12 protein-coding genes and 1 pseudogene are annotated in these 12670 nt (G+C 27.4%); 11 read left to right on the forward strand and 2 right to left on the reverse strand.

The window, feature by feature from the left end; genetic code table 11:
• The first annotated feature begins 50 nt into the window (after positions 1 to 50).
• The 11 genes from J7M87_RS08275 to J7M87_RS08325 all read left to right on the forward strand — a co-directional run bounded on the left by J7M87_RS08275 (position 51) and on the right by J7M87_RS08325 (position 11755).
• Positions 51 to 569, forward strand: a complete 519-nt coding sequence (locus J7M87_RS08275) for an adenine phosphoribosyltransferase (protein WP_291650506.1) — start codon at positions 51 to 53, stop codon at positions 567 to 569.
• A gap of 100 nt (positions 570 to 669) precedes the next feature.
• Positions 670 to 2862 (forward strand): bifunctional (p)ppGpp synthetase/guanosine-3',5'-bis(diphosphate) 3'-pyrophosphohydrolase, encoded by a 2193-nt coding sequence (locus tag J7M87_RS08280; RefSeq protein ID WP_291650508.1) that lies wholly within the window; start codon positions 670 to 672, stop codon positions 2860 to 2862.
• A 14-nt stretch (positions 2863 to 2876) separates the two neighbouring features.
• The gene (dtd, locus tag J7M87_RS08285) at positions 2877 to 3326 is read left to right on the forward strand and encodes a D-aminoacyl-tRNA deacylase (protein ID WP_291650510.1); all 450 of its coding nucleotides are present in this window, start codon (positions 2877 to 2879) and stop codon (positions 3324 to 3326) included.
• A gap of 13 nt (positions 3327 to 3339) precedes the next feature.
• On the forward strand, positions 3340 to 3942 hold the full coding sequence (locus tag J7M87_RS08290) for an MBL fold metallo-hydrolase (RefSeq protein ID WP_291650512.1): 603 nt from the start codon (positions 3340 to 3342) through the stop codon (positions 3940 to 3942).
• Between the two features lie 11 nt (positions 3943 to 3953).
• Positions 3954 to 5378 carry a coproporphyrinogen III oxidase gene (locus J7M87_RS08295; RefSeq protein ID WP_291650515.1) on the forward strand — a complete coding sequence of 475 codons (1425 nt, stop codon included), beginning with the start codon at positions 3954 to 3956 and terminating at the stop codon, positions 5376 to 5378.
• Positions 5379 to 5391: 13 nt separating this feature from the next.
• Positions 5392 to 6639 (forward strand): histidine--tRNA ligase, encoded by a 1248-nt coding sequence (hisS, locus tag J7M87_RS08300; protein WP_291650517.1) that lies wholly within the window; start codon positions 5392 to 5394, stop codon positions 6637 to 6639.
• 16 nt (positions 6640 to 6655) lie between these two features.
• Positions 6656 to 8440 (forward strand): aspartate--tRNA ligase, encoded by a 1785-nt coding sequence (aspS, locus tag J7M87_RS08305; RefSeq protein ID WP_291650519.1) that lies wholly within the window; start codon positions 6656 to 6658, stop codon positions 8438 to 8440.
• Positions 8441 to 8686: 246 nt separating this feature from the next.
• Positions 8687 to 9061 carry a GntR family transcriptional regulator gene (locus J7M87_RS08310; RefSeq protein WP_291650521.1) on the forward strand — a complete coding sequence of 125 codons (375 nt, stop codon included), beginning with the start codon at positions 8687 to 8689 and terminating at the stop codon, positions 9059 to 9061.
• A 2-nt stretch (positions 9062 to 9063) separates the two neighbouring features.
• Positions 9064 to 9915, forward strand: a complete 852-nt coding sequence (locus J7M87_RS08315) for an ABC transporter ATP-binding protein (RefSeq protein WP_291650523.1) — start codon at positions 9064 to 9066, stop codon at positions 9913 to 9915.
• Between the two features lies 1 nt (position 9916).
• Positions 9917 to 10543: an ABC-2 transporter permease gene (locus tag J7M87_RS08320; protein WP_291650525.1), complete on the forward strand. Its 627-nt coding sequence runs from the start codon at positions 9917 to 9919 to the stop codon at positions 10541 to 10543.
• Between the two features lie 255 nt (positions 10544 to 10798).
• Positions 10799 to 11755 (forward strand): GNAT family N-acetyltransferase, encoded by a 957-nt coding sequence (locus tag J7M87_RS08325; RefSeq protein WP_291650527.1) that lies wholly within the window; start codon positions 10799 to 10801, stop codon positions 11753 to 11755.
• Positions 11756 to 11776: 21 nt separating this feature from the next.
• Here the strand turns inward: J7M87_RS08325 and J7M87_RS08330 are convergent, their stop codons facing one another.
• Positions 11777 to 12049 carry a DUF1294 domain-containing protein gene (locus J7M87_RS08330; RefSeq protein ID WP_291650529.1) on the reverse strand — a complete coding sequence of 91 codons (273 nt, stop codon included), beginning with the start codon at positions 12047 to 12049 and terminating at the stop codon, positions 11777 to 11779.
• A gap of 73 nt (positions 12050 to 12122) precedes the next feature.
• A pseudogene (locus J7M87_RS08335) lies at positions 12123 to 12416 on the reverse strand (carbohydrate ABC transporter permease); the annotation flags it as partial.
• Positions 12417 to 12670: the final 254 nt, after the last annotated feature.

Below are 12670 nucleotides of genomic sequence, written 5' to 3' on the forward strand. Positions count from 1 at the left end.
TAAGAAAAATAATTATATAGTTTATAATTTTTAGTGATGGAGGATTTATCATGAATCTAAAAGAAAAAATAAGAGTAATTGAAAATTTCCCAAAGGAAGGAATAAGCTTCAAGGATATAACTACAGTAATTGGAGATGGAGAGTCATTAAGATACTCAATCGATAAAATGGTTGAACATTTAAAGGATAAAGATATAGATTTAATAGTTGGACCAGAAGCAAGAGGATTTATTTATGGAGTTCCTGTAGCTTATGCAATGGGAATAGGATTTGTACCAGTAAGAAAACCAGGAAAGTTACCTGGTGAGACAATATCAATAACTTATGATTTAGAATATGGTAGTGATACATTACAAATACACAAAGATGCTATAAAAAAAGGACAAAGAGTTGCAATAGTTGATGATTTATTAGCAACAGGTGGTACTATAGATGCAGTAGCTAAACTTGTAGAACTAGCTGGCGGAGAAGTAGTTTGTTTAGATTTTGCAATTGAACTTACAGGGTTACATGGAAGAGATAAATTAGAAAAGTATGAAGTTATGTCTTTAGTTGATTACGAATTCTAATATTGTTGAAATATCAAATTAAATATTATATAATAAAAGAAAATGGCTGGTTGTTAAAACCAGCCAATTATTTTAGACTTAATCAAAGGAGATTACCCATATGTATGAAAACCTATTACGAAAAATAAATGGAAATTGTAACAATATAGATACAGATATCGTAAAGAAAGCATATGATTTAGCATGTGATGCTCATAAGAATCAAAAGAGAGAATCAGGTGAGCCATATATAACACATCCAATAGATGTGGCTGAAATACTTGCTGAAATGGGTATGGATACTAGTACTATAGTAGCTGGACTTTTACACGATGTTATAGAAGATACACACTATACATACGATGATATAAAGAATATATTTAATGAGGAAATTGCAGATTTAGTTCAAGGTGTAACGAAGCTTGGCAAGATAGAGTATAAGACAAAAGAAGAGCAACAAGCTGATAATGTTAGAAAAATGCTTTTAGCTATGGCAAAGGATATTAGAGTAATAATTATAAAATTAGCTGATAGATTACATAATCTTAGAACTTTGAAATTTATGCCTAAAGCAAAGCAAAAGCAAAAGGCCAAAGAAACTTTAGATATATATGCTCCATTAGCTCATAGATTAGGGATATCTAAAATTAAGTGGGAACTTGAAGATTTAGCTTTTAGATATTTACATGAAGAAGAGTATTATGATTTAGTAAAACAAATTGCAGAAAAAAGAGTTGAAAGAGAAACTTATATTGCTGAAATAATAGAGGATTTACATAATAAATTAGAGGAATCTGAAATAGATTCTGACATAGATGGAAGACCAAAACATTTTTTTAGTATATATAAAAAGATGGTTAATAAAAATAAAAGTATTGAGCAAATATTTGATTTAACAGCAATAAGAATTTTAGTAAATACAGTTAAAGATTGCTACGGTGTATTAGGGATAGTACATACTATATATAAGCCTATTCCGGGGAGATTTAAAGATTATATAGCAATGCCTAAGCCTAATATGTATCAATCTCTTCATACTACTGTAATAGGGCCTCAAGGTAAAACATTTGAAATACAAATTAGAACATTTGAGATGCATAAAACTGCAGAATATGGTATAGCAGCCCATTGGAAGTATAAAGAGGGTGATACGCAAGAAGATAAGGAAAAATCCTTTGAAAATAAGCTTGCGTGGTTAAGAGATATGCTTGAGTGGCAAAAAGAAACATCAGATGCAGAAGAATTTATTGAAGGCTTTAAGATAGATTTATTTACTGATGAAATTTTTGTATTTACTCCAAAAGGTGTTGTAATCAATTTACCAAATGGAGCTACCCCAATAGACTTCGCATATAGAATACATACAGATGTAGGAAATAGATGTATTGGATCAAAGGTAAATGGTAAGATAGTACCTCTTGATTATAATCTGAAAACCGGTGAAATAGTCGAAGTATTAACATCTAATAATGCTAAGGGGCCTAATATGGATTGGCTGAATATGGCTAAAAGCAATCAGGCTAAAAGTAAAATAAGACAATGGTTTAAGAAAATTAAAAAAGAAGAAAACATAGATAAAGGTAAGGAAATCTTTGAAAAAGAACTAAAGAAGCAAGGGGTAATTTACTCAGAAATTGCAAAAGGTGAAGCATACGAAAAATCAGTTAAAAGATATAATATTCATAGCATGGAAGATTTATATGCTTCAATAGGAGTAGGGCAGATTTCAGCTTCATCATATATATCTAAATTAAAAGAAGAAAATATTACTGAAAAACAAAGTATAGAAAGTATAAACAAATCAATTGATGATCATATTTCAAAATCAGATAAGGCAAATATAAATAAGAAAACATCTTCTAATGATTATGGAGTAACAGTAAAAGGTGTTAATAATCTAATGGTAAGATTTGCTAGATGTTGCAATCCGGTTCCAGGAGATGAGATACTTGGTTATATAACTAAAGGAAGAGGAATTTCGGTTCATAGAAGTGATTGTAGTAATTTAAAAGCTTTAAGGGATTATGATAATGGAAAAACAGTAGAAGTTTCATGGGGCTATTCAAAGGGAGCAGCATATGTAGCTGAAATACAAGTTAGAGCAGAAGATAGAATAGGAATATTATCAGATATAATGATGATAATAACTGAAGCTAAACTGCCATTAAATGCATTAAATGCTAAATCATCAAAAGGTAATATTGCTATAATAAATATAAAAGTAAAAATAGATTCTATTGAACAATTAAGAGAACTTATGAGAAAGATAAGAAGATTAAAAGGCGTAATGGATGTATACAGAATGAATAACTAGAGAGGTGATTATATATGAGAGCCGTAGTTCAAAGAGTAACATCTTCTAGGGTTACAGTAGAAGGAAATACAATTGGTTCAATCAATAGAGGCATTAATATATTAATAGGTATCTCAAGGGATGATACTGAAGAGGATCTAATATATATTAAAGAAAAGGTAATTAATTTAAGAATATTTGAAGATGAAGCTGATAAAATGAATTTATCACTTTTAGATATAAAAGGTGAAATTTTAGTGATTTCTCAATTTACTCTATATGGAGATTGTAGAAAAGGAAGAAGACCAAATTTTATGGAGGCAGAAGGTGGAGAAAGAGCTAAAGCTTTATATGAAAAATTTGTTGAGTTATTAAAGCAATCTAATTTGAAGGTTGAGACTGGGGAATTTGGAGCTCATATGAAAGTTGATATTCAAAATGATGGTCCTGTAACTTTAATGTTAGATAGTAAAAAGAATTTTTAAAAGGAGGATAAGTATGATTGTAAAAACATATCCACTAGGTTCATTACAAACAAATTGTTATTTAGTAATAGATGAAAAAATGAATAAAGCTGCTATAATAGATCCAGGTGCAGAGGCCAGTTATTTAATTAAAGAAATCGAAACTTTAGGAGTTGAAATAGAAGTTATACTTTTAACTCACTGCCATTTTGATCACAATGGAGCTGTAGAAGAATTAAAAGATAAATATAAAGTAGATGTTTATCTTAATAAGGCAGAGGAAGAGTATATGGAGAGGGATTCTTCAGGGATATTTGGTAAATTGCCAAATATATATAAATATATAAATGAAGGTGATGAAGTAAAAGTTGGAGAATTAACTTTTAAAGCAATCTTTACACCAGGGCACACTAAAGGTGGAACTTGTTACTTAGTAGAAGATAAAGTATTCACTGGAGATACTTTATTTAATGGTTCAATAGGTAGAACTGATTTCTTAGGTGGTAGCTATAATGAGATTATAGAAAGTATAGAAACTAAGCTTATGGTACTTGATAAGGACGTAGAAGTTTATCCAGGTCATGGGCCAAAATCTACTATTATATTTGAAAGGATGAGAAATCCCTTCCTAGCATAAGAGGAGAATAAATGGAATTAAAGATTAAGTTAAATAATTTAAAATATAGATATGACGTATATCAAATGTTTAATATATATTATGCACTTGACGAAATTAAGTTTAAAGAAGACGGTAACTATATAATAAACATAGAAGAAGATAAAATATCATTTTCGTTTAACGAGTTTTATAGAGAATGTAATGTTTTAGAAAATATAAAAGAAGATATTAAGAGATTAATTTTTTCTTCATTGAAAGAAATAACTGGAGATTACTATCCATGGGGAATACTTGTAGGAATAAGGCCTTCTAAAATAGCTTTAAAGTACTTAGAAGAAGGAAAAAGTGAAAGGGAAATAATAGATTTATTTCAAAAGAAACATTTAGCTTCAGAAGAAAAAGCTAAGCTTTGTATCAAAGTAGCTAAAAAGGAACAGGAGCTTGTAAATAAAGATGAAAAGAGTATTGCCATATATGTTGGAATGGCATTTTGTCCAACAAGATGTTTTTACTGCTCTTTTACAGCTAATCCTATAGGTGGGAATAAAAAATTAGTAAATCCTTATTTAGAAGCATTAACATATGAAATAAGAGAAATGAAAAAATATGTTAATGAGAGAAAGCTAAAAATAGAAAGCGTATATTTTGGTGGTGGAACACCAACAGCAGTAAATAATGAAGAGTTTGAAGAAATTATGAAAGAAATTTATAATGCTTTTGTAGTAGATAAAGATATACTTGAGTTTACTGTAGAATGTGGAAGACCAGATAGCATAACTTTAGAAAAGCTTCAAACTATGAAAAAATATAACACTACTAGAATAAGTATTAATCCTCAAACAATGAATGATGACACATTAAAAATGATTGGTAGAGGACATACATCAAAAGATGTTATAGATAAATTTAATTTGGCTAGAAATTTAGGCTTTGATGATATAAATATGGATATGATAATAGGATTACCTGGTGAAGGGATAAAAGAAGCAGAATACACAGCTAGTGAAATATTAAAATTAAGACCAGATAGCTTAACTGTTCATGGATTATCTTTAAAAAGAGCATCGATTCTTTATGAAAACTTCATTTTAAAAAAAGGAATACAAATAAAGAAGCAAGATGAGCTTTCATCAATGTATGAAGTAAGTAGAAGTCTAGCTAAAAATTTAAATATAGATCCATATTATATGTATAGACAAAAAAATATGGTTGGCAACATGGAGAATTTAGGCTATTCTAAAGAAGGTAAAGAATGCTTATATAACATACAGATGATAGAAGATAAGCAAACTATAATAGCTTTAGGAGCAGACGCCGTATCAAAAGTAGTCTTTCTAGAAGAAAATAGAATTGAAAGATTTGGAAATGTTAAAGATATTAGAGAGTACACAAGCAGAATTAAGGAAATGGTAGAGGAAAAGATAAAACTTTTAGATACACTTTACCTTAAATAGGAGGAGATATTTTATGGAAATCCAAGCACCTAAGGGTACTAAGGATATGCTACCTCAAGATGCATATAAATGGCATTATGTAGAGGGAGTTTTAAGAGATGTTTCAAAATCATATGGAGTAAGAGAAATAAGAACACCAATATTTGAACATACAGAATTATTTTTAAGAGGTGTTGGAGAAACAACTGATATAGTGCAAAAAGAAATGTATACTTTCAATGATAAAGGTGATAGAAGTATTACCTTAAAACCAGAAGGTACAGCACCAACAGTAAGGGCTTTTATAGAAAATAGATTATTTAATGAAGCTCAGCCAACAAAGTTATATTACATAATACCTTGTTTCAGATATGAAAATGTTCAAAAAGGAAGACTTAGACAATTCCATCAATATGGCGTTGAAGTTTTTGGCTCAAAAGAAGCATCAATTGATGCTGAAGTAATTTCATTAGCTATGGAATCATTAAAGAAATTAGGACTTAAAAGTTTAAGTTTAAATATAAATAATTTAGGTTGTCCTAAGTGTAGACCTAAGTATAATGAAGCATTAAAAAAATATCTTGAAGAAAATTATGATAGTCTTTGCGGAATTTGTAAAACTAGATTTGAAAAAAATCCAATGAGAATTCTTGATTGCAAAGAAAAAAGTTGTAATGAAATAACTAAGAATGCTCCAATTATATTAGATTATATATGTGAAGAGTGTGATTCTCACTTTATTGAGGTTAAAAATTATTTAGATGCACTAGATATAAAATATAATATAGATCCGGGTATTGTAAGAGGATTAGATTATTATACAAAGACTATATTCGAAATATTAAATGATGATTTTACAGTTTGTGGCGGCGGAAGATACGATAAGCTTATAGAAGAAATCGGTGGACCAGAAATGCCAGCTGTGGGATTTGGACTAGGTTTAGAAAGACTTATAATGACTTTAGAAAAAGAAGGTATAGAAATTCCAAATGAAGGGTTAGTTGACCTTTATATTGGTGCTAGAGGAGAAGATGCTAAGACAAGTGCTTTTGTATTAGCTAATAAGCTGAGAGCAGTTGGTATAAAAACAGAAATAAATCATATGGGAAGAAGTATTAAAGCAGAAATGAAATATGCTAATAAAATTGGTTCTGCTTTTACTACAATTTTAGGTGATGACGAACTTCAAAATAAGACATTAAAGCTTAAAAGAATGAGTGATGGTGAGCAGTTTGAAGTAAGTTTAGATAATATAGAAGAAATAGCAAAGCTTGTAAAATAGTTAGGAGGAAGAAAAAATGGGTGAAGCTTTAGGTGGCTTAAAAAGAACCTTAATGTGTGGAGAAGTTAGAGAAAATAACGTATCACAAAAAATCACATTAATGGGTTGGGTGCAAAGAAATAGAAAATTAGGAGGTCTACAATTTATTGACCTTAGAGATAGAACAGGAATAATGCAAATAGTATTTGGTGAAGAAATAAATGCTGAGGCTTTTGAAAAGGCTAAAGATGTTAGACCTGAATATTGTATAGCAGTTACTGGAGAAGTAGTTTTAAGAGAAGCTCCTAATCATAATATGTCAACAGGATTAGTAGAGCTAAAGTGTGAGAGTTTAAAAATTCTTTCAGAATCAGATACACCTCCAATATATATAAAGGAAGGACTAGATGCTGCTGAAAGTATAAGATTAAAATATAGATATTTAGATCTTAGAAGACCAGATATGCAAAGAATATTCATGATTAGAAATAGAATCTCTAAATCAGTTCGTGATTATTTAGATGAAAACAACTTTTTAGAAGTAGAGACTCCAATGCTTACTAAGAGTACTCCAGAAGGAGCTAGAGATTATCTTGTACCTTCTAGAAACTATCCTGGAATGTTCTATGCGCTTCCACAATCACCACAAATTTTTAAACAACTATTAATGGTTTCAGGATTCGATAGATATTATCAAATAGTAAAATGCTTTAGAGATGAAGATTTAAGAGCAAATAGACAACCAGAATTTACTCAAATAGATTTAGAAATGAGTTTTGTTGAACAAGAAGATGTTATTAAAATGAATGAAGGTTTAATAGCTCATGTATTTAAAGAAGTAGCAGGAGTAGATGTTAAATTACCAATAAAGAGAATGACATTTAAAGATGCTATGGAAAAATACGGTTCAGATAAGCCAGATTTAAGATTTGGAATGGAAATAACTAATATTACAGAAGACGTTAAGGATATGGATTTTGTAGTATTTAAATCAGCAATAGAAGCTGGTGGTTCAATAAGAGCTCTTTGCTTAAAAGGTGGAGCAGATCTTGGAAGAAAGCCAATAGATAAATTAGGCAAATTTGTTAAGACATATAAGGCTAAAGGTCTTGCATGGATTCAATTAAAAGAAGATGGAGTTAAGTCTTCTATTGCTAAGTTCTTAACTGACGATGTTACAAACTCAATAGTTAAAACTATGGGAGCAGAAGTTGGAGATGCTATTTTTATAGTTGCTGATAAGAATTCAGTAGTATTCCAAAGCTTAGGAGCACTAAGATTAGAGCTTGCTAAACAATTTGACTTAATAAAAGACAAAAATGAATTTAATTTTACTTGGATTACAGAATTCCCATTATTTGAATATGATGAAGAAGAAGGAAGATATCATGCAGCACATCATCCATTTACATCACCTATGGATGAAGATATAGATATGCTAGAAACTAATCCGGGAGAAGTTAGATCAAAAGCTTATGACTTAGTTTTAAATGGTGAAGAATTAGGTGGAGGATCTATAAGAATCCATGATTCAAAACTTCAACAAAAAATGTTTAAAGCATTAGGATTCACAGAAGAATCAGCACAAGAAAGATTTGGATTCTTAATAGATGCATTTAAGTTTGGACCACCACCACATGGTGGATTAGCTTTTGGACTTGATAGAATGGTAATGTTCTTAGCTGGAACAGAAAATATAAAGGATGTTATTGCATTCCCTAAAAACCAAAATGCTTATTGCTATTTAAGTGAAGCACCTAATATAGCAGATGAAAAGCAATTACAAGAATTAGGTATTTCAATAAATACAAAAGAAGATTAAAATAGATTAAAGAGTGTAGTATCAAGAAAATTGATACTAGATTATAAAAAAGGAAGTTCGAGTTAGAACTTCCTTTTTTGCGTATATTAATGTAATTATGAAAGATTTTCATAAAAATGTGATACCTATGCAATAAATAGGTTTTTGAGACTGTGAATTTTTTATTCTATTGACAACAGTGTATATATGGATTAATATATGTATATAGACAATATATACACTTTATATACAATTGGAGGTGAAAGATTGGATATAGTAATTAGCAATTCCTCACAAGTACCTTTATATGAGCAAATTGAGAGTCAAATAAAGAATCAAATTATTAATTTAACTTTAAAACCTGGAGAAGCATTACCTTCAATAAGAACTTTGGCTAAGGAGTTGAAGGTAAGTATAATTACTACTAAAAGAGCTTACGAAGAACTTGAAAAAGAAGGATTTATAAAAACTGTTGTAGGAAAAGGGACATTTGTAGCAGAATCAAATAATGAAAGACTTAAAGAAGTGGCTATGTTTGAAATTGAAAATAAATTAGAAGAAGCAATAATTTCTGCAAAAGCTATTGGATTAACACTAGATGAAGCATTAGTAATATTTAAGAGTTTATATGAGGAGGTATAAAAGTGGAAGCAATTGAAATGAAGAATTTAAAAAAGGAGTATAAGAATTTTAAGTTAAATATAGAAGAATTAAAAGTAAAAGAAGGCTTTATAACAGGATTTATTGGACCAAATGGTTCAGGAAAAACAACAACTATAAAAGCTATAATGAATATGATTAAATGTGATGAAGGAGAAATATTAATTCTAGGAGAAAATATTCCGGAAAATCCTAAAGTTAAAGAACAAATAGGATTTGTTGGTGATGTATGTGGATTTTTAGAAGAAAGTAAATTGAAAAATATAAAATCTTCTGTATCTAGATTTTATACTACTTGGGATGAAAATTTATATAATAATTTAATTAATAAATTCAATATAAACGAGTCATCAGTTTACGGAAAATTATCAAAGGGGCAAAAGAAGCAATTTGAATTAACTATGGCATTATCCATAAGGCCTAGAATTATAATAATGGATGAGCCTACTTCTAGTTTAGATCCAATTGTAAGAAATGAGTTTTTAGAAATATTGCAAGAAGAAATGGAAAAGGAAAACCTTACAATTTTTTATTCAACACATGTAACTAGCGATTTAGAAAAATGTGCTGATTATATTATATTTATATATAAGGGTAAAATTATATTATATGGTGAAAAAGATGAAATATTAGAACAGCATTCTATAATAAAAGGAAAGAAAGAACTTTTAGATAATGAAACAAGAACATATCTTATTTCTATTAAAACTAATGGGTTTGGTTTTGAAGGATTAACATCAAATAAAAAAGAAGCTTTTGAGATTTTTGGAAATGAGGTTATCTATGAAAAACCAACTTTAGAAGATATTATGCTTTATTATACTAGGAGGGATTAATATGAGGAAAATATTAAATTTATTATTTTTACAATTTGAAACAGTATTTGCATTAAAAAAATATATGATTTTAATAATTGCTATGGGAATATTTTTAGGATTTATAAATCCTAAAATGATGACTTTTGGTGGAGCACTATTTATAATGGCTACATGTTATAGTACAGCATTTTATGAAGAAAAGAGTAAAATCAATTATTTAATATATTCTTTACCAATAAAGCCAAAAGAATATATATTATCAAGATATATATTTGTAGCTATTAATACACTAATAGCCACTATAATATCATTAGTACTATATACAGGCTTGATTTCTTTAAATATAGTTACGATAAGTGAACTTGGTCCATTATGGCCATTTATTTATATAATGACAGGTATAGGTGTTTTTGTGATGGCTATATTGATTCCATTAGAATTAATATTAGGCTTTGAGAAGGGCAGAATAGCAATGGTATTTTTAGTAGTTTTTCCAATGGTTTTTTCAACTGAATTAATAAAATATTTACCTATGATAGATTTTGATATGTTAATAGTAAAAGTATTAGTTATACTTTGTATAGTTACATTAATTTTATCATCATATTTTATTACTTCAAATCTATATGCTAAAAAAGATATTTAATAAATTGGATTAGAATTTATATATTGTATAAATTCTAATCCAATTTATTTTATTTACTATGTATAAGTAATAAAAAATATTATATGATAAATTTTTTGTGATTTTTTTACTTAATTCTATTGGGATATATGTAAGTTTACTTTAATATTAAGATAAGAATTGAATGATAAAATTTACATATGCTAGCATTTTTATAGAACGTAATTAATTTAAGATTCATATATTTTATTAAAAGAAAAACTAGCAGGTGTAATTATGAAATTAGAATTTATAGATAAACAAGGTTTTAATAAAATAGTAGATGAATTAAAAAGCTTATATAAAGTGTGCCTTAATAAAGATCTAAGTACAGAATATTTTTTATGGAGATATTTAAATAATCCAATAGATGATTTTGTTCTTTGTATTGCAAGGGAAGATAATAAAATAGTTGCAAGTTATTCAGTTTTACTTATTAATATAGTATTAGATAATGAAATAATAAAATCAGGAATATCAATGCCAATATTAGTTAAACCTAATTCTCGAAATAATGGATTGTCTTTTGAACTTGCAATAAAAGTATATGAAAAGCTAAGAGAAACAAAGTATAGCTTATTATTAGGATTCCCAAATGAAATATATCATTATAATTTAGTAAAAAAATTTGGATTTGAGGATATATATGAGATGCCAACACTTAAGCTAGAAATTAAGGATAAGGATATTTATCATATAAATAGATGTGATATTCAAAAAGTAGATATAGACAATGATTATAAGTTTAATTATTCATTACTATTAAAAAATAATTCTGATAAAATCAAAATTTATAAGGATATAAATTATTTAAAATGGTTATTTAGAGAAAATCCTATAGAGAAATATAATAATTATGTTGTTAGTAAAAATAAATTAGTGTTAGCTTCACTTATATTTAAAAAAAATAAAAATAAAATTCAGGTATTAGAATTAAATTCAATAGACAAAGAATACACTAAAATTTTATTATGTAAGCTATATAGAGATAGTGCAGAAGATGGAATTAAATATATAGAAATTTGTTGTTCTATCTATAATAAAGATCACATAATTTTAGAAGAATTAGGTTTTAAAAATAATATACCTATAACATATTTTACAGTAAAAAGGATAAATTATTTTGATAATAAAATTAATGATTTTAAAAATTGGTATATTCAAATGAGTGATTTTAAAGATAGTTTAAAATAGAATTGGATAATTTATTATAAATTATCCAATTCTATTTTTTATAATTAGATAAGTTGAAAGTTGTATTAAAATTATTATTGGTATTCCTAAGGTAAATTTAAGATGTTTTGTCTTATGCCTAAATGAATACATACTCAAATAAGCTCCTATACTTCCACCAATTAAGGAAATGAAAATCATAGTGGATTCTTTAATTCTCCATTGTTTTTTTATAGCTCTTTGCTTGTCTATATAAACTATTATAAAAGCTATAATGTTAATAATAAAAAGATAATAAATAAAAATGTTTTCCATAAAATCTCCTTTATAAGTTTCATAGTATATGATAAGTATAAACCATAAAACTTATTATAGTAAATAAAGTTAATTATTTAATTGAGCCTTGAACTGTTCCTTTAATTATATACTTTTGAATAAAGAAGTAGAAAATAATTATTGAAATCACAGCTAAAATTAATGCAGACATGGCTAATTCCCATTGCTTAGAAAATGAACCAAAGAAATTATTCATAGCAAGAGAAATAGTATTTATTTTACCGTTTATAGTTATGAATGCTAATAAGGAGTAATTCCATAAACATATACAATTTCAAACCATAACTATTACGATAATTGGTTTTAAAAAATGGAGTACAATCTTATAGTATAATTCATATTTATTATAGATATTTTCAATTTCTAAATGTTATTGAAGGAGAAGCCATTAGTAAAGTGATATGCTTAAAGAATTAGAATCCATTGGCGCAGTATATATGACTTGATTCAACTGAATCAGTATGAATATTTTCAAGTATAGAAACTATATAAAAATAGAAATAATATGTTTATTAAAGATATTATTATATTTAAGAAAGTAAATATATAAATTAAGTTAGTTAATGTTAACGAAATTAGTTAAATATATAAATTATATTT

Origin of the sequence: Clostridium sp., assembly GCF_017888565.1 — a bacterium.
Lineage (GTDB): Bacteria > Bacillota > Clostridia > Clostridiales > Clostridiaceae > Clostridium.

Excerpts from the sequence above, each read along its gene's own strand:
- J7M87_RS08275 (WP_291650506.1), top strand. The coding sequence starts at position 51 with ATGAATCTAAAAGAAAAAATAAGAGTAATTGAAAATTTCCCAAAGGAA.
- J7M87_RS08280 (WP_291650508.1), top strand. The coding sequence starts at position 670 with ATGTATGAAAACCTATTACGAAAAATAAATGGAAATTGTAACAATATA.
- dtd (WP_291650510.1), top strand. The coding sequence starts at position 2,877 with ATGAGAGCCGTAGTTCAAAGAGTAACATCTTCTAGGGTTACAGTAGAA.
- J7M87_RS08290 (WP_291650512.1), top strand. The coding sequence starts at position 3,340 with ATGATTGTAAAAACATATCCACTAGGTTCATTACAAACAAATTGTTAT.
- J7M87_RS08295 (WP_291650515.1), top strand. The coding sequence starts at position 3,954 with ATGGAATTAAAGATTAAGTTAAATAATTTAAAATATAGATATGACGTA.
- hisS (WP_291650517.1), top strand. The coding sequence starts at position 5,392 with ATGGAAATCCAAGCACCTAAGGGTACTAAGGATATGCTACCTCAAGAT.
- aspS (WP_291650519.1), top strand. The coding sequence starts at position 6,656 with ATGGGTGAAGCTTTAGGTGGCTTAAAAAGAACCTTAATGTGTGGAGAA.
- J7M87_RS08320 (WP_291650525.1), top strand. The coding sequence starts at position 9,917 with ATGAGGAAAATATTAAATTTATTATTTTTACAATTTGAAACAGTATTT.
- J7M87_RS08325 (WP_291650527.1), top strand. The coding sequence starts at position 10,799 with ATGAAATTAGAATTTATAGATAAACAAGGTTTTAATAAAATAGTAGAT.
- J7M87_RS08330 (WP_291650529.1), bottom strand. The coding sequence starts at position 12,049 with ATGGAAAACATTTTTATTTATTATCTTTTTATTATTAACATTATAGCT.